The sequence below is a fragment of the Chryseobacterium sp. POE27 genome (assembly GCF_039727685.1).
In the GTDB taxonomy this organism is placed as follows: Bacteria; Bacteroidota; Bacteroidia; order Flavobacteriales; family Weeksellaceae; genus Chryseobacterium.
Genome location: NZ_CP152475.1, coordinates 2615118 through 2640453, shown reverse-complemented (window position 1 = coordinate 2640453; position 25336 = coordinate 2615118). Strand labels below are relative to the sequence as shown.

General features: G+C 37.3%; 16 protein-coding genes and 5 pseudogenes. 1 reads left to right on the top strand and 20 read right to left on the bottom strand.

From position 1 onward, the window contains the following. Positions 1-30 precede the first annotated feature (30 nt). The 14 genes and pseudogenes from AAHI02_RS12455 to AAHI02_RS12390 form a co-directional block, all read right to left on the bottom strand. Positions 31-880 (bottom strand): annotated as a pseudogene (locus AAHI02_RS12455) (neutral zinc metallopeptidase). Between the two features lie 76 nt (positions 881-956). Further along, positions 957-3041, bottom strand: a complete 2085-nt coding sequence (locus tag AAHI02_RS12450; RefSeq protein WP_346983515.1) for an LTA synthase family protein — start codon at positions 3039-3041, stop codon at positions 957-959. A gap of 216 nt (positions 3042-3257) precedes the next feature. Next, the gene (gene ribH / locus AAHI02_RS12445) at positions 3258-3776 is read right to left on the bottom strand and encodes a 6,7-dimethyl-8-ribityllumazine synthase (protein WP_346983514.1); all 519 of its coding nucleotides are present in this window, start codon (positions 3774-3776) and stop codon (positions 3258-3260) included. 3 nt (positions 3777-3779) lie between these two features. Further along, positions 3780-4488, bottom strand: a pseudogene (locus AAHI02_RS12440) (tetratricopeptide repeat protein). 158 nt (positions 4489-4646) lie between these two features. Further along, complete coding sequence (locus AAHI02_RS12435) at positions 4647-5186, bottom strand: adenine phosphoribosyltransferase (RefSeq protein ID WP_346983513.1); 540 nt, start codon at positions 5184-5186, stop codon at positions 4647-4649. Beyond that, positions 5187-6372: pseudogene (locus AAHI02_RS12430) on the bottom strand (hypothetical protein). A 50-nt stretch (positions 6373-6422) separates the two neighbouring features. Then, positions 6423-7439 (bottom strand): hypothetical protein, encoded by a 1017-nt coding sequence (locus tag AAHI02_RS12425; RefSeq protein ID WP_346983512.1) that lies wholly within the window; start codon positions 7437-7439, stop codon positions 6423-6425. A 221-nt stretch (positions 7440-7660) separates the two neighbouring features. Then, positions 7661-8662, bottom strand: coding sequence for a hypothetical protein (locus AAHI02_RS12420; RefSeq protein WP_346983511.1), 1002 nt, complete (start codon positions 8660-8662; stop codon positions 7661-7663). 158 nt (positions 8663-8820) lie between these two features. Beyond that, entirely contained in the window at positions 8821-10152 is a 1332-nt protein-coding gene (locus tag AAHI02_RS12415; RefSeq protein ID WP_346983510.1) for a quinol:cytochrome C oxidoreductase, read from the bottom strand. An 8-nt stretch (positions 10153-10160) separates the two neighbouring features. Next, positions 10161-10886 carry a cytochrome c gene (locus tag AAHI02_RS12410; RefSeq protein WP_346983509.1) on the bottom strand — a complete coding sequence of 242 codons (726 nt, stop codon included), beginning with the start codon at positions 10884-10886 and terminating at the stop codon, positions 10161-10163. After that, positions 10879-11400, bottom strand: a complete 522-nt coding sequence (locus tag AAHI02_RS12405; RefSeq protein WP_042722727.1) for a DUF3341 domain-containing protein — start codon at positions 11398-11400, stop codon at positions 10879-10881. Before AAHI02_RS12405 ends, AAHI02_RS12410 begins: the two co-directional genes overlap by 8 nt. Then, entirely contained in the window at positions 11387-12784 is a 1398-nt protein-coding gene (gene nrfD / locus AAHI02_RS12400) for an NrfD/PsrC family molybdoenzyme membrane anchor subunit (protein WP_346983508.1), read from the bottom strand. Before nrfD ends, AAHI02_RS12405 begins: the two co-directional genes overlap by 14 nt. A 25-nt stretch (positions 12785-12809) precedes the next feature. After that, positions 12810-15869 carry a TAT-variant-translocated molybdopterin oxidoreductase gene (locus tag AAHI02_RS12395; protein WP_346983507.1) on the bottom strand — a complete coding sequence of 1020 codons (3060 nt, stop codon included), beginning with the start codon at positions 15867-15869 and terminating at the stop codon, positions 12810-12812. 22 nt (positions 15870-15891) lie between these two features. Then, positions 15892-17253 (bottom strand): c-type cytochrome, encoded by a 1362-nt coding sequence (locus AAHI02_RS12390; protein ID WP_346983506.1) that lies wholly within the window; start codon positions 17251-17253, stop codon positions 15892-15894. Positions 17254-17437: 184 nt separating this feature from the next. On the opposite strand from AAHI02_RS12390, the gene AAHI02_RS12385 reads away from it, so the two are divergent. Continuing rightward, positions 17438-17977 (top strand): SPOR domain-containing protein, encoded by a 540-nt coding sequence (locus AAHI02_RS12385; RefSeq protein WP_346983505.1) that lies wholly within the window; start codon positions 17438-17440, stop codon positions 17975-17977. Positions 17978-18080: 103 nt separating this feature from the next. Here the strand turns inward: AAHI02_RS12385 and AAHI02_RS12380 are convergent, their stop codons facing one another. The 6 genes and pseudogenes from AAHI02_RS12380 to ricT form a co-directional block, all read right to left on the bottom strand. Continuing rightward, entirely contained in the window at positions 18081-18824 is a 744-nt protein-coding gene (locus AAHI02_RS12380) for a DUF6080 domain-containing protein (protein WP_346983504.1), read from the bottom strand. Next, the gene (locus AAHI02_RS12375; protein ID WP_346983503.1) at positions 18745-19356 is read right to left on the bottom strand and encodes a DUF6080 domain-containing protein; all 612 of its coding nucleotides are present in this window, start codon (positions 19354-19356) and stop codon (positions 18745-18747) included. The genes AAHI02_RS12380 and AAHI02_RS12375 overlap by 80 nt, the downstream gene beginning before the upstream one ends. Positions 19357-19422: 66 nt before the next feature. After that, positions 19423-20964: a protein adenylyltransferase SelO family protein gene (locus AAHI02_RS12370; RefSeq protein WP_346983502.1), complete on the bottom strand. Its 1542-nt coding sequence runs from the start codon at positions 20962-20964 to the stop codon at positions 19423-19425. A gap of 75 nt (positions 20965-21039) precedes the next feature. Next, positions 21040-23419: pseudogene (locus AAHI02_RS12365) on the bottom strand (transglycosylase domain-containing protein). Between the two features lie 6 nt (positions 23420-23425). After that, entirely contained in the window at positions 23426-23890 is a 465-nt protein-coding gene (locus tag AAHI02_RS12360; RefSeq protein ID WP_346983501.1) for a gliding motility lipoprotein GldH, read from the bottom strand. Then, a pseudogene (gene ricT / locus AAHI02_RS12355) lies at positions 23883-25293 on the bottom strand (regulatory iron-sulfur-containing complex subunit RicT). Before ricT ends, AAHI02_RS12360 begins: the two are co-directional and overlap by 8 nt. Positions 25294-25336: the final 43 nt, after the last annotated feature.

The following is a 25336-nucleotide window of genomic DNA, read 5'->3' as shown; positions in this document are numbered from 1 at the left end:
AATTATAATCTTCAGGTTTTTATTTTGTCATTATTTAAGTAGCTGGTCGAATGTATCGCCCTGCCTGATATCTCCGGTATTATAACCTTTCATGAACCATTCTTTACGCTGTGCGGAAGATCCGTGCGTAAAGCTTTCCTGATTTACATATCCCTGAGATCTTCTCTGGATATTATCATCTCCTACAGCTTCGGCCGCATCAATGGCAGACTGAATATCTCCGGGTTCTAAAATATGTTTTTCAGCATCCGTTCTTCTAGCCCAAAGTCCGGCGTAAAAATCCGCCTGCAATTCTGTAGCTACGGAAACTTTGTTCATTTCTGTTTCGCTGTATTTTCCGCTTCTTCTCATTTCATCTACCTTTTGCGTTGTACCTAAAAGAGTTTGAACATGGTGTCCTACCTCGTGAGCGAGAACGTATGCAACAGTAAATTCTGTTACCTTGGCCCCGAATCTTTTCTGAAGTTCATTGAAAAAGCTCATGTCCATATAAACTGATTGATCTGCAGGACAATAAAATGGTCCCATAGCAGCTTGTGCTGTTCCACATGCTGATTGGGTTGTGTCTTCAAAAAGTACAATTTTGGGAGGATCGTAGGTCATTCCGTTTTCTTTAAAAACCTCTTCCCAGGTAATGGTATTCCATTTTCCCATCATATCTACCATTTCTCCGATTTTCATTTCTTCGGGAGATAACTCTCTCTGCTGAGTCCTTGCAGATGATCCACTTCCTGAAGAAAGTATAGAAGAGGGATCTCCTCCAAGGAAAAAAATAATGGCAGCAATAATCAGTGTTCCCAGTCCGCCTCCTACAACGGCTCCCCCCGCCTAGTCCCCGCCTGTCTTCTACGTTGCCGCCCCTGTCGTCAGTCCATCTCATAGTTTTATTATTTTGTGATATATAAATTTAGAAATTTAAAATGTATTTTCTATGGATGGAGTAATATTTTTAGCAATTAGCGGTTAAGTTTATTTTTCTTCAGCCAGTATGATGTAGACTGATAAGCCGCAACGGTTTGTTCAATAAGCTTTTTATTCTGAGAATCGGGCTTCAGATAATTTTCATCATAATAAATATTGAATTCAGGGCTTAGATTATTTTTTTGCTGTTGCAAAGTATATTGTTTGATTTTCTTTAATGGAGAAATGATGGTTAAATAATTATCTTTAATAAATCCAAGATCCTGATAAGTAGCAACATACGCTTTCGGCTGAAATTCTTTGGTGAAAACATCCTGTCCTAAAAATTTAGAATGGTAATTAAAATTAAGCAATCCAAAAAGAGTAGGCATCACATCAATCTGTGACATGGTCTGCGTGAATTTTTGTGGCTCAATGAATTCTTCCGAAAAGATCATTGCAGGAATTCTGTATTTATCCATCGGAAGTTCCATATCTCCGGCACTTGAAGCACAATGATCGGCAATAATAACAAAAACTGTGTTGGCATACCATGATTGTTTTTTAGCCATTTCGAAGAATTTTCTTAAAGAATAATCGGTGTACTTCACGCCACCTTCACGGGATTTTGCATCTCCGGGAATATCTATTTTTCCATTTGGATAGGTAAACGGTCTGTGATTGGAAACTGTCATCCAGTGATTGAAAAACGGTTTGCCGGATTTTGCTTCAGCATTCATCGTCTGAATAGCTTTTTTCGCCATATCCTCATCCGCAACACCCCAGACGTTGGCAAACGTAATCTCCTCAGGTTTGAAATTGTTTCTGTCAACGATGCCGTAGCCATTTCCTTCGTAGAAATCCTTCATATTGTCAAAGTAACTGTAGCCGCCATACAGGAATTTTACGTCATACCCCTTGGATTTAAAGACACTTCCGGTTGTAAATTTATTCTTATTATTTTCCCTTTTAATAATGCTTTCACCGGCGGTTGGAGGAATACAAAGTGTAAGTGCCTCAAGCCCACGAACGGTTCTGTTTCCGGTAGCATAAAGATTGGTGAATAGTAGAGAACGATCAGCAAGGCTGTCCAGAAAAGGGGTGATCTTCTGCGTATTTCCGTAGTGTTCCATAAAATCTGCCGACAGACTTTCGATAGAAATTAGAACAACATTTTTCTTTAATTCGGGTTTGCCGGACTCAATATTTCTATTTAAAACCGGTGGAGAATATTGGCTCAGAAATGTATTGTCTGCCTGTTGCTGATTCATTACAGGATAAAACTGAAAATAATCTAGCTCGTTGTGGGTAAATGCCCAATAAAATTTAGGCAATCCGTTGGCCTGAATTTCTTCCTCAAAAACATTTTCAGATTTAAGTTTTGTCGTGAAGTTTAAGCCAACAATACTTATGCCTACCAATACACAAAAAGAGATCAGCAAAATTAATTTTTGCTTCAGGTTTGGAAGATCCAAAAGTTCCGTCTTCGTTTTTCTATAAATATAAACTGTAAATACTGCAGCAACAGCGAAAATACCCAGAAATAAGGGAACGACCGGATAACTTTCCATGATATTCCCGATGACCTCATTGGTATAAATCAGATAATCTACCGCTATGAAATTATATCTCAGCCCAAACTCATTATAGAAAAAATATTCGCTTACTGCATTAAATATAATAAGCATCACATACAGGAAAATAGTAATAAAGTACAAGATATTCCTGATTTTGATACGTTTTTCCGGAAGAAACAACATTAAACTAAAGAAAAGAATCTTGATTCCTATGAATGTCAAAGCAATTTCTGCAACAGAACCTCCGTATTGTTTAAAAATATTATTCGGAATAAGAAGAATATACAGAAAGAAAAGCAATAATAGCCCCAGGATAATGTACCCATAAGGCTTTTGGTATTTTGAATCTGACAAAAAAAGAAAATACAAAGCCAGAAAAGGGCAGGTTAATACAAAAACCAAAGAATCATTTACTACGCCCATCAGTAAAATTTTAACGACTTCGAAAAAACTGAAATCTGCCGTGGTAATAGGATGGAAAATAAATATCATTCTCAATACCAATGATATAGTCAGGTAGAAAATGCCTAAATAGAGAAAGGGCTTTATTTTTTGAAGGAACATATGAACTAAATGTTAATTCCTGCAAATTTAGCAATTGATACTATTTATTTATTATAAAATCTTAAAATTTAAAAATACTTAGGAAATTTATAATTATTTAAAATAAAATTTAAAATTTAATAGTAAAGAAAAACAATAGCAGTGCTGTTTTGCGATATTTATAAAAAAGAGGACCGTTTTGTCGATCCTCAAATATCTAAAATTGTTATATCTAAATTATGAATGTCCAAAACCGATATTACCCTTTTTAACGGATAAATTCTTTTTGAAATCGATCATTCTTAATGCTGTAACTGCTGCTTCAACGCCTTTGTTCCCAAGATCTCCGCCGCTTCTCGCCATTGACTGTTCCTTTGTGTCATCTGTAAGCACGCAGAAAATAGTAGGAGTATCTGTTAAAATATTACAATCTTTTATTCCCTGAGCGACTGCCGAGCAAACATAGTCAAAGTGAGGGGTTTCACCACGAATTACACACCCGATAGAAATTACTGCATCATATTTTCGTTCTTTGCAAAGCTGCATACTTGCATAGTTGAGTTCAAAAGCCCCAGGAACAGGAAAAAGACTGATGTTTTCAGATTTTACTCCTTCTTTTTGAAGGATTTCCAGCGCTGCATCACGAAGATTATAGGTTACAAAGTCATTCCACTCAGAAAAAACAATGCCGATAGAAAATTCATCGGCATTGGTTATATTAAGTGGCTTGTAATCAGAAAGATTAACTGTTGCCATTGTTTAGTAATATTTAGTCATTTCAATATAAGAATCAGACATTCCGTTGTCATAATCCTGGTATTTTTCATCAATAGTAGCAAAATATTTTTTAGCATCTGCTTTTTTTGTTAAGGCCTAATGCCAAAATACCTGCTTTTCTTGTGAAATAATACGTTGTGTAAGGATCTTCAGAAGCAGAAGCTGCTTTATCTAACAATTGTAATGCATCGTCATTTTTGTTAAGCCCAGACTGTGCATCTGCCATAGCACCATATTTCATGGCCATTAAAGTTTTATTGTCAGATGAAAACTTGTCAAGAAGATCGTATGCTTCCTGGAATTTTCCTTCTTTAAACTTTAAAATTCCGGCATTATAAGCAGAAAGTTTACCGATGTTTGTCGCGGAATACTCATTATAAGTTCCCAAAAAACCGGGGTTTGCAGCAGATTTCCCTCCTAACGCTTCTTTATCTTTACCTTCAGTAAGGTTCTTCTGAGCAGCAAGGAAACTTTTTACAGCTTCAGCATTTTTAGGAGCTACAACAAACTGTTTGTAAGCGAAGAATCCCAGAACGCCTAAAACCAGCACCCCGAAAACAATACCCAAAGGTTTTGAATATCTTTCAATAAATCTTTCGGTATTTAAAGCTTCTCTGTCAAGGTCTTTAAAAAACTCCACTGTTTCTTTACCTTCTTGCTCATGCTGAGCATTCTTTGTAAGTTTTGCCATAAATTGTTAAAAATTGAAATGCAAATTTAATTGTTTCTGAATGATTTACAAAATACTTTGTGAGTATTATTGATTTTATTTAAACAAATAAAGTGAATTGTGAATTGTTAAGCGTGAATTTATAAAAAAAATGCTTCAGGCTCAGCATCTATTAAAGTTTAATATTCTAAAATATGATAGACTTCTGCATTGAATTTCTTGAGTTTTTCTTCTCCGTTTAATCCTTTTAGGCCGATCAGGAAACTGAATTGTGCAACGGTCGCTCCTTGTTTTTCAACCAATTTTGCCGCTGCTTCTGTTGTTCCTCCCGTTGCAAGAAGGTCGTCGTGGATGAGGACTCTCTGCCCGGATTTTATCTGCCCTTCGCGGGTTTCGATTACTGCGCTTCCGTATTCAAGATCGTATTTTTCTGAGATGACCGGCGGTGGCAGCTTTCCTGATTTTCTAATTAGGACAAAAGGAACTTCCAATGCAACCGCAATAGCAATTCCGAAAAGATAACCCCGGCTTTCAATTCCGCAAACAGCATCAACCTTTCCTTTGCTGAATGCCACGAGATCTGCAATCACATCTTCATATAATTTCGGATCTAAAAAGATCGGCGAAATATCTTTAAACTGAATTCCCGGAATCGGAAAATCAGGAATGTTTTCTATTGTTTCCTGCAGTCTTGTGATTAATTCTTTTGAATCTGTCATTTAAGGATTGATTTTATAGCTGGAAATTTTCCATTCTCCATTTACATTTTTCAAGCCAAAAGTAACTTTTAATGAAGTTGTTCTTCCGCTTTTATCCGTTACATCATAAGTAGCATTTACACTTGCTACATTGGTGTTTGAGAGATTGGTGGCGATATTTTTAACGCTAACATTCTTCACCGAGCCGAATCCTGAAGTAGGATTGGCGAATGACTCGTAGCTTCCCCAGTTAGGATTGCTGGCGGCGCCGTAAGCTGCTTTCAGGTTTTGAGAACTTACATTATTTAAAAATCCTGATACCACAGTTTTAGGATCTGCGGTCGGCTGTTTTGGAGTTGCCGGTGCGGCATTTGGATCTGCAGAAGGAACTGTCGCTGTTGGATTATTAGGGTCGATCACTGCGGGATCCTGATTTACAGCTGTAGAATCTACGACAGGAGCAGCAGGTACTTTCAATAATAATGGGTTTACATCCAGCCCAATTTTTGTCATTTTAAATGTTTTGGCTGTTGTTTTTACAGAAACAGTGATGTCGATTTTATTATCAACTACTTTGGCTGCCGGAATTGAAGAGAATTTTAAATTAAACCCTCTAAAATTATTATCCTGCATCAAATTTTTTTGCGGTAGAAAGTTTTACACCATTACTGAAAACTTCGAGAGTAGCTTCCAATCCTGCACCTGTAAATGCAACAGGTTTTCCTGTATTGTCAACAAGTCGCGGAACAATCTGTATGGCCGTTGGGGCACCTGTTCCATCGTCTCCAGTAGGCGTGGTGTTTATAGTCAGTGAGCTTGCTTTCACGTCGTTCGAATCACTTTCTTTTGCTTCTTCGTCTCCAAAAATATTCATTTCACCTAAAGAAGGCGGTGCTGTACTGGCCCATTCTATGCCGTTTTTCTGTGCTACTTCATCGGCCATTGCCATAATTTCAGGAACCTTTTTTCCGTTGATCAGCTGTCCGAGTGCTTTTAGTTCTGCAACATCACCATCTGCTTCCACCCCGAAAGTTTTTAAAATATAGAGTGCTTCATTAAATTTTATCTGTTTAATGGTTGGCAGACTAGCCGCCATATCATTGATACTCGACTGTAACGTTTTAGTATTGGTAGCATCTACATGATCTTTCTTGCAAGCTGTAAAAAGCAACAAGCTGAAAATTAGTAGAAAAGACAACTTTTTCATTTTTTTTCCGTTTGTCACAAATTTAGTAAAACGTTTATTAATAGAGGATTTTATTTTATATTTTGTTTTTCTTTTAAATCGTCTTTAAAGAATGAACTGAAAACTGATTGCATATTTGGGAAGGAAGGGTCTTCCCAATATTTTGAGGTGTAATGGCTGGTCTTGATATCAAGTTTTTCCTTATCCTTCTCATTTTCATTACCGAAGTCCACTTCTGTAGGATAAAAGTTGATATAGGAGGCAATGGAGTTATAATCAGGCTCGCTTTTGTGTTTCATTTTTAAGAAAGCAATTTCATTGTATTCTACCAGGTCTCTTAGTTGCTTTTGGGAATTTTGAGTGTAGGCAATATTGAGAATCGATCTGGAATCAAAAAAACGGTAGCCGAAAAATGCAAATTCTTTTTCCTGAAGGGCTTCGCCGGTAATTTCGATTTCATCTTTGTTTGTGCCTTTTAGTTCTTTGAAAACTGTGTTTTTAGCTTTTCTGTATTCGTCGACATTTCCGACATTTTTAAGTTTAGGAACTCTTAAAAACATACCATAATCCCAGGAAGACAGCTTTTTCCTGTCCATCTCTGCGTTTTCAAGTCTGAAGATCCGGTATTGTTCGATCTGTGTACCTTTTAGTTTTTTTGTTTTGTTGTCGAAAACATATGTCACAATCCCGTCGGCGTAGCAATTCAGTTTGTTGTTAAGTGTGACATAAGTGTTGAAGTTTCCTTTTACAAAAACATATTTTGCAGGTTTTTCATTTTTAATGACAACTGCTTCGATGTCTTTTATACGATCATCAATTTTAATAACATCCTGATTAAAATCTGAATAAGACAACGTTGCTACTGAAATATTATCATACACCAGCTGGAATTTTTCCTGATCGGGCTTCAACAATTGTTTGTCGATTTTACCGTCAATATCCGAAAATGCCACAATGCTTCCGTCTTTTGCAAAAACTGAAACTTTCGGTAGTGGCTTATTTGTTTTTTCTGAAATAAATGTAATATTTTGTGCATTTAAAAAATGAAATGCAAACATCAAAAATAATAATAGGAAACTTTTCTTCATGGTTTTATTAAATTTAAATTGAATTTATTGTGTTTATAAGACAACCCAAAAAGCAAAAAGGTTTCCAAACACTAAATATTTTATTGGGAATAAAAATACCAATGATTGCCATCAGTCTTTCTCTGTTGTACAAATATTCTATGAAAATGTCTGTGAATTTCATCTGTTCCAGAGAAGTCTCCGACAGCATATATCTCCGTTTAACAAAATATGGGACCGCTTTATTTTTCATTTGGTTTTTCCTTTAAATCATCTTTGAAAAACGAGCTGAAGACCTTCTGCATATTTGGAAAGGAAGGGTCTTCCCAGTAAGAAGTCTGGTAATTACTGTTGCTTTTGTTGAATCTTACTTTTTTAATATCATTATCATTACCAAAACTATATTCTGTCACATAAAAATTATTGTATAAAGCTAATTCATTAGGGTCTGGTTTTTCTTTATATTTAATTTTTGAGTAGCGTAGATCACTATATTCCAGAAAGTCTCTAAGCGTTTTTTCTGATTCTTTTTCAAAAGATATGTTTATAATTTTTCTGTAATCATAGATTGTTATTCCTAAAAGTGAAGATCCTTTTTCCGAGCCGATTCTATCTATGATTTCAATTTGATCACTCTTGTCTCCCTTTAATTCTTTAATATTATTTTTTCCGGTTTTATATTCCTCTGGGTTTCCTAAATATTTAAGTCTTGGTATCTCTAATCCTGCTGTGTAAGATAAGAAAGCTCCATTTATTTCAGTCTGCAATGTGAAGATTCTATATTGCTCCACATTAATACTTTTCAATTTTTTTGTTTTATTGTCGAAGATATAGGTTACAATTCCGTCAGCATAAGATTTGAGTTTATTGTTGACAGTTACGTAGGCATTGAAATTTCCCTTGATAAGAATATATTTTGCCGGCTTCTCATTTCTAATGACGACCGCTTCGATGTCTTTTATACGATCGTTAATTTTAATAACATCCTGATTAAAATCTGAATAAGACAAGGTTGCTACTGAAATATTATCATACACCAACTGGAATTTTTCCTGATCCGGTTTCAATAATTGTTTGTCGATTTTGCCATCAATATCCGAAAAAGCCACAATGCTTCCGTCTTTTGCAAAAACGGTAACTTTCGGTAACGGTTTATTGGTTTTTTCAGAAATGAAAGTAATGGTTTGCGCGCTGAAAAAATTAAATAAAAACGTTAAAAATAATAATAGAATGCTTTTCTTCATGATTTTTTATTTAAATAATTTAAATGATTTTACTTTAATTATAAGACAACAAAAATTAAAAAAGGTTGCACGAAGTTTTAAAATTTCTTCAATTTTTTCACAAAAAAAAGACTGATCGTTACAATCAGTCTTTTTCGTTTTATCTTGTTATAAATTCCTTAGAAAGGATATTCATAAATTTCAGATTCGTGTAAGTAAGGGTTTCCTGTAGGGATAAGTTTGAGCTTAGATAATGCTGAAAGCACGGTAAACATAAACAATCCAACTACGAACAGAAGAGCTCCTAAGATCAGGATGAATACTTCAGGAGTTTTCCAGTATGGTCCTACCGTTCCCGGCATTACCATGTTGAAGTAATCTAAAATGTGACCACATATAACAACGATTGCCATTGTTGTAACCACTTTGTAGTTTCTCTTGATGCTGCTACTCACTAATACCAATAGTGGTAATAAGAAGTTTACGATCAGCATCGGCAAGAAAGTAGGAGAGTAGTGCTGGAATCTTCCGAAGAAGTAGTTAACCTCTTCCGGAATGTTCGCATACCAGTACAACATGAACTGCGCAAACCATGTGTATGTCCAAAGCATACTTGTTGCAAAAAGGAATACTCCTAAATCATGTAAGTGATTATCATTAAATTGTGGAAGGAATCCGTTTTTCTTTAAGTAAACACTTAAAAGAATGATTACTGCAATACCACTTGAAAGGCAGCTCACCATTGAATACCAGATATACATGGTAGAATACCAGTGAGGGTCAATAGACATCAACCAGTCCCAAGCCCAAGCCGCAGAAGCAAATCCGAAGAATGCAATATATCCTACTGCCCATCTGTAAAGCATTTGATAATCTACTTTGGATTTGGTTTCGTCAACTTTTTTAGACTGAGCTTTCAGTTTCCAAGCGAAGAAAGAAGCACCTAATACATAGATTAAAGTTCTTACTGCATAGAAAGGTATGTTTAAGAAGATTCTCTTTTCGAATAAGATCACATCGAAATGAGCCGAGTTAGGATCTGTAAGATCCGGATCCATCCAATGGAAAAGGTGACCTTGATGGGTAATGTTTAAGATCATCAGAATGATCAAAATAGCACCACCATAAGGAATATAAGAAGCAATTGCTTCCATTACTCTTGTAATAATGATCGGCCATCCTGCGTGTGCAGCGTGCTGAATAGAATAGAAAAATAATACGCAGCAGCTTACTCCGAAGAAAAATACAGCGATAAAATGTATTGCCGCTAAAGGCTGGTTGTGTACCTGAAGAGTAGCATGCTCTAAATGAGCCGCATGATCCTGAGGTCCTACCATTTCACTGGAATGTGTAGGAGCAGTATGACCAGAAGCGTGAACAGCTTCCATCATTTGTTCTATTTTTTCAGTAGAAATCCCTTTATTCAAGAAGAAACCGATACCAAACAGAACTAAACCTACAACAAGAAGGATTATAGAAGTTGATTTTAATTTTGGTGAAAAACTATACATTTCTTTTCTTATTTTTTAGTTTCGGTAGTCTTTGTTTCAGTTGTTGCCGGTGCCGCTGCTGTAGCCGAAGCTCCTGCAGCAGGTGAGGCTGTTGTAGGGGCAGCAGCTCCTTTTTTGAAGGCGCTCATCACATACATCGCTACTCTCCATCTGTCTCCTGCGTTCAATTGTCCCGCATAAGATCCCATTGCGTTTCTACCGTTTGTTATTACATAATGAACAGATCCTACAGTGATTTCTCTGTCAGCGTAGTTAGGTACACCGGAAAAGGCTCCTGACTGAACGATTGGTCCTTGTCCATCTCCTCCTACACCATGACATGCTGCACAAGTATGCTCAAACAATACTTTTCCTCTTTCGATATCTTTCGCTGCGTTGGCAGGATTCAAAGGAGAAGTGGTCATACTTTTGGAAGCATCATAACCAGCGTTATATTGGTCCGGTGTTTTTGGAAGTAATCCTTCTTCAAAAATTCCGTCTTTGTTCTGAGGTACAGATCCTTCTACCGGAGAAAGTCCTGTTGCCCCATTATTTTTTACAAAAGCAGGAATTTCATTTTCATGATCTGAATAGGCATCCTGAGCTTTCATCAATGGATCGTACGCTACCGGAAAATACATATCAGGGAAATATACCAACGGTGTATTTTCTTTAGGACCGCAAGAATTAAGTAAAACTGTTGTTAGACCTAAAACTGCTGTAATTTTTAATACATTCTTTTTCATTTTAAGCATCTTTAACAGTTATTTCTTCAACTCCAGTCTCAATGAGTAACTGTTTTACAGATTCTACATCTTCAGTTACAAATTCCATCATGAATTTATCATCCGTTGTTCTTGGATCAGGGTTTTGTGCAGGTGCTCCGGGATACATTTTGTTTCTTACCAAGAAAGTCAATGACATCATGTGAGCGGCACAGAATACCATAAGCTCAAACATTGGAACTACGAATGCCGGCATATTGTGAGCCCAATCAAAAGCGGGTTTACCACCAATATTCTGAGGCCAATCGTGATTCATAACATACCAGGTCAAAGTAGAACCTATGGTAACACCGTAAAGTGCGTAAAGAAATGCGGCATCAGAAATCCTTGTTTTCTTTAACCCTAAAGCCTTATCAAGCCCGTGAACCGGAAACGGAGTATAAACTTCGTTGATTGCGATTCCTTTATCGTTGAATGCTTTAACGCCGTTCATTAAATCGTCGTCATCAGCATAAAGTCCGTATACAATTTTAGTGGTGCTCATCTCCTTCTTTTGCTTTATAAGTTTCACCTGAGATTTTCAAAATCGATTTTAATTCAGCCTGTGCAATTACAGGGAATGTTCTTGCGTATAGTAAGAATAATACGGAGAAGAATCCGATTGTTCCTAAATATACACCCACATCAATGATCGTTGGCTTAAACATCGTCCAAGATCCTGGTAAATAGTCTCTGGAAAGGTTGATAACGATGATGTCGAAACGCTCAAACCACATACCTATGTTGATGATTAATGCAATGATAAACGTTGCAATAATATTTGTTCTTACTTTCTTGAACCAGAAGAAGGCAGGAACGATCAGGTTACAAGTGATCAATGCCCAGAAAGCCCACCAGTAAGGTCCTACAGCAGCACCCGGAGAAAGATAAGTAAAGTCTTCAAATCTTGAACCTGAGTACCATCCGATAAAGTATTCAGTGGCGTAAGCTACTGTTACCATACCACCTGTTAAGATGATTACGATGTTCATAATTTCGATATGATACATCGTGATGTAATCTTCAAGGTGACAAACTTTTCTTGCTACTAATAACAGGGTCTGTACCATTGCAAATCCTGAGAAGATCGCACCGGCAACGAAGTAAGGAGGATAGATCGTAGAGTGCCATCCTTTAATAACCGAAGTTGCGAAGTCAAAAGATACGGTTGTGTGTACTGAGAATACAAGCGGTGTTGCCAACCCTGCAAGAACCAAAGAAAGTTCTTCAAATCTTTGCCAGTGTTTTGCTTTACCACCCCAACCGAATGCAAGGAATGTGTAAATCTTCTTAGTCCAAGGCGTTTTAGCTCTGTCTCTGATCATTGCAAAGTCAGGGATCAATCCCATGAACCAGAATACTGTTGATACCGAGAAATACGTAGAGATTGCAAATACGTCCCAAAGTAGAGGAGAGTTGAAGTTCCCCCAAAGAGAACCAAACTGGTTTGGTAAAGGGAATACCCAATATCCTACCCAAACTCTACCCATGTGAATTACCGGGAAGATTGCTGCCTGTACTACCGCGAAGATCGTCATCGCTTCTGCAGATCTGTTTACAGACATTCTCCATCTTTGTCTAAATAATAATAATACCGCTGAGATTAGGGTTCCGGCGTGACCGATACCTACCCACCATACGAAGTTGGTAATATCCCAACCCCAGTTAATAGTTCTGTTAAGCCCCCATGCTCCAATACCTGTTCCGATAGTATAAGCGATACATCCGAATCCATAGATGAATAGAACTAAGGCTGCATATAATGAGATCCACCATAATTTGCCTGCTCTTTCTTCGATAGGTCGTGCAATATCTTCCGTGATATCGTGATAAGTTTTGTGACCAATAATCAGAGGTTCCCTTATCGGAGCTTCGTAATGTCCTGACATTTTTTACCTATTTATTATTTAAACTTTATTTTTCTACTCTGTTTCTTACTTTAGTATGATAGAACACGTTTGGTTTGGTTCCGATCTCTTCAAGTAAATAATATCTTCTGTCGCCAGCGTATAATTTTCTAACTTCAGATGCTTTGTCGTTCATATCCCCGAATTGGATAGATCCTGTAGTACATGCTTTTGAACATGCCGTCTGGAATTCTCCGTCTTTTACAATTCTATTCTCTTTTTTAGCTTCAAGAATAGTCGTCTGAGTCATTTGGATACACATTGAACATTTCTCCATTACCCCTCTTGTTCTTACAACAACGTCAGGATTAAGTACCATTCTTCCAAGATCGTTGTTCATATTGAAGTCGAACTTGTCATTTAGGTTGTATGTAAACCAGTTGAAACGTCTTACTTTGTAAGGACAGTTGTTGGCACAATATCTGGTACCGATACATCTGTTGTAAGCCATATGGTTCTGACCTTGCTTACCGTGTGAAGTTGCCGCTACCGGACATACAGTTTCACAAGGAGCGTGGTTACAGTGCTGGCACATTACCGGTTGGAAGATCACGTCAGGATTATCAGCAGGGTGGTTCAATGCTCCTCCGTCGCCGAATGCAGTACCATATAATTCAGGAACTGCCATTCCTTCTTTTAATCCTTCATATACTTCTACTTTCTGTCTTGAAGAATAATAACGGTCAATTCTTAACCAGTACATATCTCTTGACATTCTGATCTCTTCTTTACCTACAACAGGAACGTTGTTCTCTGCCTGACAGGCAATGATACAAGATCCACAGCCTGTACATGAGTTAAGGTCGATAGACATATTAAAGTGAGGTCCGTCCGTATCATCGAAAGCATCCCAAAGGTCAATCTTTCTTGCAGGAAGTGCTCCACTGATCGTATGATATTCCAAAGGTTTATTCCATCCTTTATGTTCATCATCGAATGCTACGTTTAAGAATTCTGCCAAAGGAACTTCCTTAGCGATTTCGTAACGTCCCATTAATGTGTTCTGAAGCTGGATCCCTGCAAATTCGTGATCTTCACCTGTTTTTTCTAATTTAACGTTAGAAACTGCGAGGTTAGAACCATCAAATAACGGATAAGCATTTACTCCTGTATCAGCCGTAGCTCCTGAGTTTTTCTTACCGTATCCAAGTGCAAGACCTACTGATCCTTCTGCCTGTCCTGGCTGAATGAATACAGGAACATCTTTTATAGTAACTCCGTTTACCGTAAGGTTTACGATAGAACCGTCCAGCTGCATCCTTGCATTAAGATCGTTTTCAATTCCTAATCTTTCTGCATCTTTAGGAGAAATTGTAAGGTAGTTATCCCACGACATTCTTGTAATTGGATCCGGTAATTCCTGCAACCAAGGGTTGTTGGCTTGTGTACCGTCTCCCATTGCTGTCTTAGTATATAATACCAATTCTAAATCAGAAGCTTTGAAGTTTCCTAATTCAGCAACAGCCTGAGCTGCGTTTCCTCCTGCATACGATAATGTTGTAGCATTGGTAGAGGTATTAAATCCATTATATAAAGCTTTGTTGAATGAAGTTCCTCCTAGTACGGAAGAAGCATTCGCTTTTAAATAATCGTAGTAGTTGTTAGCAGCATTATTTTTTCCGTTTTTCCAAACCAATAAAGATTCTTCGATCTGTCTTGACTTGTAAATTTTCTGGATTGTCGGCTGCATTAATGAATATACTCCTGTCTGTGGTTCGATATCTCCCCAAGATTCAAGCCAGTTGGCTACAGGAATCACAGCTTTCGCTGCTTTGTACATTTCATTTTTCTTATCAGCAACAGCAATTACGTAAGGAACTTTTGCTAAAGATTTTTTGAAATCTTCTCCTTTGTGGTAAGAGTAAATAGGATCTACATTGTTGGCGATCAATACACCAACCTGACCTGCATTTACCCATCCAAGGAATTCCTCGAATCTTGCTTTGTCAAATTCTTTTAATAGATTCGCTTTACCTGTGAAAGCTGTAGAACCAAGTTTTTGGTTGATAAGGTGAGCTAAAACCTGAGCACCTTTAGAACCGTCAGCAAAAACTACTGCCTTGCTTCCTTTTGCCTGTAATTCCTTAGCAATTTCAGAAGCTGTTTTGTCAGAAGTTGCTCCTCCAACGATGACGTTGTAAACTTCAACTAAAGTTTTATTTACCTGGCTAGGCTTTAATCTGTATCTTGAATCCGCATTAGCACCAGTCAAAGACATGTTTGATTCCACTTGAATGTGTCTCAACATGTTTGCTCCCGGCTTTCTTGCAGCAGCGTAAGAAGATTCTAATCCTCCTCCGTTATAATCTCCCAAGAAATCTGCCTGGAAAGAAACCAATAACTCAGTCCCTCTAAGGTCGTAAACAGGTAATGCTCTTGTTCCGAAAACTTCCTGAGCTGCGTCTAATGCAGCAGCGTATGGATAAGCATCGTATGTTACCAGTTCTGCTGTAGGATATTTAGTCTTAAAATCAGCAAATAATTTTTTGAAAGTAGGTGAAGCAAAAGAATGTGATAATAACACGATTCTTTTACCGGCTGCATTGGCTTCTTCCAATCCTTTGATCACGAAGCTGTCTACTTTATCGAAAGTTTCATCTTTACCTTCAAATTTAGGTTGCTTTACTTTATCATTATCATAAAGAGAAAGTACACTTGCCTGTGCTCTTGCACTTGTTTTTCCTAAATCTCCGGCTACTGGATTGGGTTCGATTTTGATTGGTCTCCCTTCTCTTGTTTTTACTAAAACACTCGCAAAGTCAAAACCATCGAAATATGTTGAAGCGTAATAGTTAGGAATTCCCGGAATAATGTCATGCGGTTTTACCACATAAGGAATCGTTTTGATTACCGGAGCTTCACATGCAGCCAGTGTTACCGCTGCAGTAGAGAATCCTAATAGTTTTAAGAAATCTCTTCTTGAAGTACTGGATCCGTTCTTTTCAGCATCTCCAAGGAAATCTTCTACCGGAATTTCTTCCTGGAACTCTTTCTGAGCCAGCTTATTGTTTAAAGCCGGGTCTTTAAGTTCGTGAATACTTCTAAATTGTATTTTGTTTGAAGCCATTTATACTTCTAATTTTTAGTTATTAATAATGACATTTACCACACTCAAGACCTCCAATTGCATCTACAGTAATTTTACCACCATCTTTAGGGTATTGTTTTTTCAACTTGTCATGTAGATTTTTGAAGTATTCTTTATTATAACCGTTGTTCATATCAACTTCAGTAGTTCTGTGACACTCGATACACCATCCCATTGTGAAGTCATTGGCCATCTGAACAACATTCATTGTGTCGATTTTACCGTGGCAAGCTTTACATACAACATCGATTTTGTTGTTTGGATTCTTTTTGTTGAAAGAATTGATGATTGCCTGCTCACCTGCTACAACGTGCTGAGAGTGGTTGAAGTAAACGAAGTCCGGCATGTTGTGGATTCTCGTCCATTCAACCGGTTGCGTTTTTCCTGTGTACTGTTGTTTTGCAGGATCCCAGCCTGTAGCAGCATATATTTTCTGAATTTCTCCGTCATAGAATGCCTTGTCTTTTCCTGGCTCCATGTAGTGCTCTGCATTATACTCGGAAATTGTTCTGTGACAGTTCATACAAACATTCATAGAAGGGATTTCAGATACTTTACCATATTTTGCACTTGAGTGACAAAGCTGACAGTCGATTTTCTGTTCTCCTGCGTGGATTTTGTGAGAAAAATAGATTGGTTGCTCAGGTTTGTATCCTTTGTAAACCCCGATCCACATGATCCAGTTCCAGACTCCGTATGCTGCCAATAAAGCCAGCACAGCAATGATTCCTTTGCCGATATAATGGTATTTCTCGTAAATTTCTCGGAAAGATTTTACTCTTGTTTCATTAAGCCCTGCCAAGTCTTCGGATTGTCCTAGTTTAACTAATTGTCTTAGTTTCAATAAGATCCAAACCAATAAAGCTGCAATCGCTAAAAGTGAAATGATTACTACGTTTGTAGTGGTAGAGCTGTTCGCCGGAGTGGCTTGAGCTGCATCAGCAGTAGGAGCTGCATCTGTTTTTTTCTCTTCCGGAGCCGGAGGATTTGTAGTGTACGCTAAGATGTCATCAATATCCTTATCGGTAAGATTTGGAAAGACCTGCATCTCAGTCTTGTTGTACTTTTCAAAAATCTCATTGGCGTATTTGTCTCCCGAAGCTCTAAGAGCTTTGTTGTCCTTGATCCACTTGTGAAGCCAGTCTTTGTCTACACCACCCTCTGTCTTCACTCGTTCTACAACTCCCTTCAGAGGAGGTCCTACAACTTGTTTGTCTAGTGCGTGACATGCAGTACAATTCGCTTTGAAAAGTTTCTCACCATTCTTAGGATCGCCATCTTGCCCGTAAATTGAAGCACTGGTTGATAACAATAAGCCTATTGCGATCAACGTTTTTCTATAATGCTTTCTCCAACTAATCATTTAAATTATCTTATGTTAGTAAATATTGAACATTCAATCAATTCCGCAAAAATAATATATTTAACAGGAATTTAACGGTATATAGAAAGGGGAAAATATCATTTACGTTTAATTTGTAATTATTCTAAATAACTGTATTTGGTATAATTTTTTAATTTGTCTAAATTTGCGGAAACAAGTTTAAATGAAAAATTTGATTAAAATATTTTCGATATTGTCGCTGGCAGGTTTTTATACTGTTGAAGCCCAACAAATTGTAAAAAAAGATACGCTGGCCGGCACAGAATTGGTAATGACGATGGATTCTAAGGTGAATACAGCGCTCGAAAGCATTGAAGATAAATGCTCAAGAACTGTAAGTACAGTAATTTCCAAAGATGATGAAGAAGATTATGCAGCAGCTAAACCTACAAAAATTTATGTTCCGAGCAGGGAATTGACCAATGCCGAAATATGCAGAAAAAACCCGCGAATTTTGGGATATAAAATCCAGATTACAACGGTGAAAAGCAATGATGAAGCCAATGAAGTGAAATCATATTTCAGAAAGAGATTTCCTAATCTAAAAGTAGAAACTGATGCTTCTTTAAGACCGAATTATAAAATTCTGGCAGGAAGTTACTTCACTAAACAAAGTGCATCTTCTGACCTTGCAAGAATAAGAGAATATTTCAAATCTGCGGTTGCCGTACAATACAGAATTTTCTGTGCAGAGGCAAAATAAAGGTCTTAAAATCGATAAAAAAAATTAAAGCTGGGAATGATTTTCTCAGCTTTTTTTATTGGATTTAATATTTAACAAATTTATTTAAACTGGTATTAATTATTTAATAATAAGTATTTAAAAACCAGAAGAATTCGGTAATTCTGAGATAGTTGTTTATCACTAAATAAACAAACAGAATACAGAAGATAACCATGAGAGAAGACAGTATTTTTGGAGAATTTTTATAAGACCGGAACAGCCATCCCAAAAGCAAAGGATAAACGAAAATAAAATGTCCCCCATAGATAAAAGAGGTATGCAATCCGAATCTCATCACGCAGTGGATAATAATGTCCAACAGAAAAGAAATCATAAGAATCTGCACCAGCTTGCTCTTGAAATTTCTGAAATAACTCCAAAAAGTAAGACCTAATAAAACAGCAATAAATATATAGGGAATCCATGAAGAATACACATCCATAAGAAGTCCTTTGTACTCATATCCCTGCATATTATTTCTGTTGGTGATAATAAAATGGGAAAACAATACATTACCTCCAAAAAAATAAGAAAGAATCATATCCCAAAGAGGAGTCGTATTTACATTGGAGAACTTTTCGTATTGCTCATTCGTCTTGTTGAAAATATTTTCATACTTAAAATCGATTCTGTTCAGATACAGTAAAATAAAACAAATACATGTTAAAATTACTCTTAAAGCAGCATTTCCAAATTTTTTCCAGTTTTTAAATACATCTTTTTCGAAGGCAACCGGAATAAATACTTTAACAATATTGGTAATCGTAAAACCGCCAATACCGATTCCGGAAGCAACTAAAGCCAAAGCCGGAATTTTTTTCCTCATTTTTTATCTTTATAGCTGAATAATAATTGAAAAGCGTAAGTAATAATAGAGTGTAAGTGAAATTTTCCGGGGTGAAGGACAATAAAATAGTGGTAGAAAATGATCCCAAAAAAAGAATCAATAAAATACTGATGAATAAAGGAAGCTGAATAATGTTTTTTAAATATTTAAATACCTGGACAATACTCAGACTCACTGCAATATTGCTGAACCAGGCCAGTGCAAACCTGAAGTTCCCGTCCATTTTGCCGTCTGAAAAGAGCAATGCAAGCTCTCTGATGCGTTTAAAGAAATAATAAGATAAGGGGTGTCTTTCGAAGCTCCCGCCGGACATCACGATCGATTTGTTGTCAAAACTGAAATAAGCATCCCATGGAATTCTGCTGTCAAAAATAATTTTGTAATGGATTGCAATATAAGATCCGAGATAGCCATAAACAACCAGAAAGAAAAGGAAAATGACCAATTCAATTCCGGTTGAGGGAAAAATAATCTTTAAAAGATCTATAAATTTTTTCTTGAATGTTGACACTTTTAATAGTTTTTGCAAAAGTAAAATAAAAACCCATCAGTTTTGATGAGTTTTAAATTGATTTTGCTATGAACTGCAAGAAAGCATTGAACATCCTGAAACATCATCATAACCAGAAGGTCTTTTCGCTGAAAATTCCGGATAAATTGTATGGTACGGATTTTCAAGGGCATGAATTAATTTTCCAAGTATTTCCATTTTTCCTTCGTTAATTTCTTCGATGCATTGATACAAAAGATAATTTCTTAGGATAAATTTCGGATTTGTTTTGTGCATGATTTCTAAAGATTTTTCTCTTGAAATAACGTTTTTTTCCAGTCTGGACTGATAATCTTTTATGAAATTCTCCAATCTCGAAATTTTTTCATCATTTAAAAAAATATAGGAAACATTTTCAAACTGAAGTCTTAAATCTTTTTGATTATCATATTTTTCAAGCTCATTAAAAAACAAGGTATAATCCAACTGCAAATCCTGCATTAGGCTTTGCCAATTTGTAAAAAATTTCTCATCATTTGTTAGCAACTGATCGAAACCAAATTTTCTGCATAGCATTTTATCATGAGATTCCCAGAAATAGCTTCCGTAATCATTCAGAACATCTTCCAGAAATTTTTCATCATTAATTAAAGGATGAAGTGCATTGGCAAGCTGCCATAGATTCCATTGTGATATTTGCGCCTGTCTTCCGAAGGCGTATCTTCTTCCCGGAAGGTCGGTCGTATTTGGGGTGAAATTCAGATTGTATTCATCCATCATCGAATAAGGTCCGTAGTCGATGGTAAGCCCCAGAACCGACATGTTATCTGTATTCATAACCCCATGAACAAATCCTACGCGGTACCATTCTACCATCAGATCGGCTGTTCTTCTGCAGACATTTTCAAAAAAATCCTTGTATTTCTGGTTGCCTTCTGTTTGAATTTCTTTAAAATAATTTTCAATGGTGAAGTCAACAAGTTCCTGTAGCGTGGTATATTCTTTCTGGGCAGACATCAGTTCAAAATGTCCGAAACGTAAGAAACTCTCTGCTGTACGGATGATGACTGCTCCTTTTTCCAGCTCAGGATTTCCGCTGTACATGATATCTCTTACTACATCTTCTCCTGTAAAAGCTAAACTTAAAGCCCTTGTTGTAGGAATTCCAAGATGGTGCATCGCTTCGCTCATCAGATATTCGCGTAAAGAAGATCTAAGAACAGCTCGTCCGTCTGCATTTCTTGAGTAGGGTGTAGCCCCGGCACCTTTCCACTGGATTTCGTTTTTTTGTCCCGAGCTGTTTGTAATTTCTCCGGCAAGAATTGCTCTTCCATCACCGAGTTGTCCTGCCCAGTTCCCGAACTGATGTCCGGCATAAGCGGTAGAATAGGTTTTGATATTTTCAGGAAGATTGTTTCCAACTAAAAAATCCAGATCTTTTTCTTCGAATTTTCCCAGCCCGATTTCTTCTGAAAGATTTTCATTAAAAGCAATAAGCTTCGGATTGTCAAAACCAACAGGACTTACTGTTGAGAATAAAACTTTCGGGGTATTTCTCTGCAGGGTATTTCCTGAAAAATCTCCCAGAAATTTTTTTATAAAGGGTTGTTGTATATTTTCAATATTCATATCTCAAAGGTATTAATTAAAAAAGAAAAGACCTTCCAAATCATTGAAAGGTCTTATATATTTCTAAAAGAGAATTTATTTATTATTGAAGTCTACATCTTCCCCTGTATTAAGGTTCTCATTTACATTTTCTTCTTTTTTGCCTGAATTTTTCGGTCCGGCCGGTTCTGCAGGTTTCGGATTCTTGATCTCATCGATTGTTTGCAGTCCTCCGTCGTCACCATATCCCGCACCTAATCCTTTAAGATTTGAGCAACCATCTTTCCATTCGGAAGGTTTCACAAATTTATCGGAAGGCGAAACTCCCAGGCTTTTATCTGCCCATACTTTTTTCATGTAGATTGCCCAGATTGGAAGAGCCATTTTAGCTCCCTGTCCTTCACCGGTTCCGTAGAAGTGGGTAGCTCTGTCTTCCCAGCCAACCCAGGCACCTGTTGCCAGCTTCGGAACAATACCCATGAACCAACCGTCTGAGTTGTTCTGTGTTGTACCGGTTTTACCTGCAATTTCTATATCTTTTGAAATTCCTTTTCTTCCTAATTCTCCCGAAGCGGTACCGTACTGCGCAACACCTTTCATCAATTCGATCATTGTGTAGGCATACAATGGATTCATTACCTCTTTAGGCTCCACATTTACTTCTTTGATTACTCTACCGTTGGCATCTTCAATTCTCCAGATCATTTCCGGCTTATTGTAGTTGCCATAATTGGCAAACGTACTGTATGCGCCTACCATTTCGTAAATCGTAATATCTGATGAACCTAATGCCATCGGAAGGCTTGTAGAAATATCCTCAGTCACACCAAGATCTCTCGCAGTCTGAATTACACTCTGTGTAGTTGTCATTTCGGCAAGACGTAGCGCTACCGGGTTCTGAGAGTGCGCCAAAGCGTCTTTTAAAGTAAGCATTCCGCCTCTTCCCGGTACGTGATAGGTCCCTTTGTTAAAGCTTGCATTAGAAACTACGGAACATGGAGTCATACCCAATTTCATAATTGCAGTTGCATACACAAAAGGCTTGAATGTTGATCCCACCTGTCTTTTTCCTTGCTTAATATGGTCATACTGGAAATGTTGCCAGTCGATTCCTCCTACCCATGCTTTTATTTCTCCGGTTCCCGGTACCACAGACATTAAACCTGCCTGAGCCACTTTTTTTATGCCATCTGATAGAGTCCCAGGGAGACATTTCGACTTCTTCTTCACCAGCCCATGTAAAGCGTGATGTTTTGATCGGTTTTTTGAACTCCATCATGATAGAATCTTCAGAAACACCTGCTGCCTTCAGCTGTTTGTAACGCCCGGTTCTTTTCATGGCCTGAACCATCAGATCATTGATCTGCTTGCTATTAAGGTAATAGAATGGCCAGTCTTTTCTACCTCTCTGTTCGGCATCAAATCTTTTCTGAAGATCTGTTAAATGTTCTCTGATTGATTCTTCTGCATATTTCTGCATTTTAGAATCAAGCGTTACGAATATTTTTAAACCGTCTTTGTACAGATTCAGTTTTTTACCGTTTTCTTTTTCGTAATCTTTAAGGTAGGCATCGATTTCTTTCTTCAGATAAAACTTATAATAAGCGGAGTAATCGTCATTGATATTTTTGATCGGATGATAATCCAAAGCAATAGGCGTTGCAATTGCTTTATCATAAGTAGCCTGATCAATGTACCCTGTTTTTAACATCTGCTCCAAAACGACATCCCTTCTGGCCTTCGCTTTTTCGGGGTTTCTCATCGGATTGTTTTTCACGGGATTTTCAAGCATTGCTACAAACATAGCAGCTTCCGGTAACGTCAGCTCAGAAGTTTTTTTATTAAAATAAATCTTTGATGCCATTTCAATACCGTTGGCATTATAAAGGAAATCGAATTTATTAAAATACAAAGTAACGATTTCTTCTTTCGTATATCTTTTTTCAAGACTTACAGCTACAACCCACTCTTTCAGTTTTTGAAAGGCTCTTTCAATTTTGTTCTGAGAAGCACCGTTTGTGAAAAGCAGTTTTGCCAGCTGTTGCGTAATGGTAGAACCTCCACCACGTCCCCCTCCATAAACAACGGCTCTAGCAACGGATTGCAGATCAATACCTGAGTGTTCCTTAAAACGTTCATCTTCTTTGGCTTGTAAAGCATATACTAAAAAAGGAGGAAGGTCTTTATACGTTATAGGCTGCGTTTTTTCCTTCTCGAATTTACCCAGCAGTACTCCGTCTGAAGAGTAGATTTGTGAGGCAACATAAATATCCGGGTTTTCAAGCTCTTTTACATCCGGCATTTCCCCAAGAAAACCCTGAGAAACAGCAAAGAAAAGCCCTGAAATTCCTAAAACTACAGCAAAGAATCCGATCCAGATAAATTTCACCCACTTTTTCCAGGCAGTATTTTTCTTTTTAGGGGGAAGAGGGAATGTTTTCCCTTTATTTCCTGTATTTTGTTTGTTCACTTCCATTTATGATTACGGTTTAGCCGTTTCTATTTTTACTCCAATGTCTTCAATTCCCGGAAGGTTATCATTTCTCATAGCCTGTGTAAGGCCGATCTCATATTTTCCCTTTGCCGGAAATCTGTAGTTCAGTTTATACTGAAATAAAGTTTCCTTGGTATCTCCAAAACCTGTTCCCAGCCATTCTCCATTAGGTTTAGCCAAAACATAATTCAGCGTATCCGTCTGCTTTTTTTTGGTTTGCAGGTCGGTGAGATTCACAATAAATCTAATATTGCTGTAAGGATATTCGTTATTATTTCTTACAACAAATATAATATTTTTAGGATTTTGCGGATCTGAAACTTCAAGATTAAATTTCTGTTCACTTTTCTTATTCCATTTGTTGTTAACGGAATTCATAATGACTTCTCCCTCAGAGGAAGAATGGCAGCTAAAGAAAAGGATAAGTGAGAATAATCCTAAAATTTTACGCATTGTTGTCTTTTTTTGGAGGAAACTTTTTCTTAAATTTTTTCTTATTCGGGTTAGGTTTTTTGTCAGCCTGAGAATCTGTCGCTGCTTCTGCTTTTTCCAACTGAGGCTTTTGTTGTTGTTGGGGTTTTTGTTGCTTCTGCTGGTTGTTTGGATTCGGGTTTTGCTGTCTTTCCTGCCTTTGAGGTCTGTCAGGTCTTTCAGAACGTTCCTGTCTTTCGGGTCTGTTGTTGGTATTTTTTCTCTGGCCCTGGTTTTGGTTGTTCTGATTGTTATTTTGCCTGTTCTGATTCCTGTTTTTATTATTGTTTCGTCCTTTCTTCTCGAAGCGGTCAACATTATTCTCCTGAATCAGGTCTATGCTTGCAAAAGGCGTTTCAGGCTGTTTCAACTCTTCCAGCGGAAGTGTTTTTTCACCACGTTTATTTTTCGCAATTAATTTTTTAACTAATTCAATATCAAAGTCATACCACGCGATGGAATTGTCTACATAGGCAAACCACATCTTCTTTTTTGAAAACATCAATTTTAATACAGAAGGCTCGTCCTTTCTCTGTATCAAGCATTGTTGACGAAGAAGGGAAATTGCTCAATGCATCGAGATAACTGTCAAGTTCGTAATTAAGACAGCATTTTAGTTTACCACACTGCCCGGCAAGCTTCTGAGGATTAATACTCAGTTGCTGATATCTGGCAACATTCGTGTTTACAGATCTGAAATCTGTAAGCCATGTCGAGCAGCAAAGTTCTCTTCCGCAGGAACCGATTCCTCCTACTTTTGCGGCTTCCTGTCTGAAACCGATCTGTTTCATATCGATTTTCGTACGGAAAGCACCCGCATAATCTTTAATTAACTGTCTGAAATCTATTCGGTTATCTGCAGTGTAATAAAACGTAACTTTTGAGGCATCTCCCTGATATTCTACATCGGTGATCTTCATTTCAAGACCAAGCCGGTGAGCAATCTTTCGGGCTTCTATTTTTACACTTTCCTCTTTTTTTCGTGCTTCCTGCCATACCTCAAGATCTTTCTGGTTGGCAAGCCTGTATATTTTGAGTACAGAATCGTCAGAAAATCTTTTCTTTTTCATCTGAATCTTTACCAGTTCACCGGTGAGACTTACCACACCTACATCATGTCCGGGACTCGATTCTACTGTTACTACACTACCTATGTGTAAAGGGATATTGTTTATATTTTTATAAAAAGATTTTCTGTCATTTTTAAATCTAACTTCAACAAAATCACACCTGTTCGGTGCGGGATTGCTGATGTTGGAAAGCCAGTCAAAAACACTTAATTTATAACTATTACCACAGGTATTTACATTTTCACAGCCATTCGCGGTCTTCTTGGGTCCGCAAGAATGTGCAGAATCGCCGGATGTTTTACATCCACAACTCATATATTATATATTTAATTTGCAAATTTATGATTTTTATCTTTAT

What these genes read in the sequence shown, in the direction of transcription:
- AAHI02_RS12450 (WP_346983515.1), bottom strand. Translation starts at nt 3,041, where the DNA reads ATGTTCCTTCAAAAAATAAAGCCCTTTCTCTATTTAGGCATTTTCTAC.
- ribH (WP_346983514.1), bottom strand. Translation starts at nt 3,776, where the DNA reads ATGGCAACAGTTAATCTTTCTGATTACAAGCCACTTAATATAACCAAT.
- AAHI02_RS12435 (WP_346983513.1), bottom strand. Translation starts at nt 5,186, where the DNA reads ATGACAGATTCAAAAGAATTAATCACAAGACTGCAGGAAACAATAGAA.
- AAHI02_RS12425 (WP_346983512.1), bottom strand. Translation starts at nt 7,439, where the DNA reads ATGAAGAAAAGTTTCCTATTATTATTTTTGATGTTTGCATTTCATTTT.
- AAHI02_RS12420 (WP_346983511.1), bottom strand. Translation starts at nt 8,662, where the DNA reads ATGAAGAAAAGCATTCTATTATTATTTTTAACGTTTTTATTTAATTTT.
- AAHI02_RS12415 (WP_346983510.1), bottom strand. Translation starts at nt 10,152, where the DNA reads ATGTATAGTTTTTCACCAAAATTAAAATCAACTTCTATAATCCTTCTT.
- AAHI02_RS12410 (WP_346983509.1), bottom strand. Translation starts at nt 10,886, where the DNA reads ATGCTTAAAATGAAAAAGAATGTATTAAAAATTACAGCAGTTTTAGGT.
- AAHI02_RS12405 (WP_042722727.1), bottom strand. Translation starts at nt 11,400, where the DNA reads ATGAGCACCACTAAAATTGTATACGGACTTTATGCTGATGACGACGAT.
- nrfD (WP_346983508.1), bottom strand. Translation starts at nt 12,784, where the DNA reads ATGTCAGGACATTACGAAGCTCCGATAAGGGAACCTCTGATTATTGGT.
- AAHI02_RS12395 (WP_346983507.1), bottom strand. Translation starts at nt 15,869, where the DNA reads ATGGCTTCAAACAAAATACAATTTAGAAGTATTCACGAACTTAAAGAC.
- AAHI02_RS12390 (WP_346983506.1), bottom strand. Translation starts at nt 17,253, where the DNA reads ATGATTAGTTGGAGAAAGCATTATAGAAAAACGTTGATCGCAATAGGC.
- AAHI02_RS12385 (WP_346983505.1), top strand. Translation starts at nt 17,438, where the DNA reads ATGAAAAATTTGATTAAAATATTTTCGATATTGTCGCTGGCAGGTTTT.
- AAHI02_RS12380 (WP_346983504.1), bottom strand. Translation starts at nt 18,824, where the DNA reads ATGAGGAAAAAAATTCCGGCTTTGGCTTTAGTTGCTTCCGGAATCGGT.
- AAHI02_RS12370 (WP_346983502.1), bottom strand. Translation starts at nt 20,964, where the DNA reads ATGAATATTGAAAATATACAACAACCCTTTATAAAAAAATTTCTGGGA.
- AAHI02_RS12360 (WP_346983501.1), bottom strand. Translation starts at nt 23,890, where the DNA reads ATGCGTAAAATTTTAGGATTATTCTCACTTATCCTTTTCTTTAGCTGC.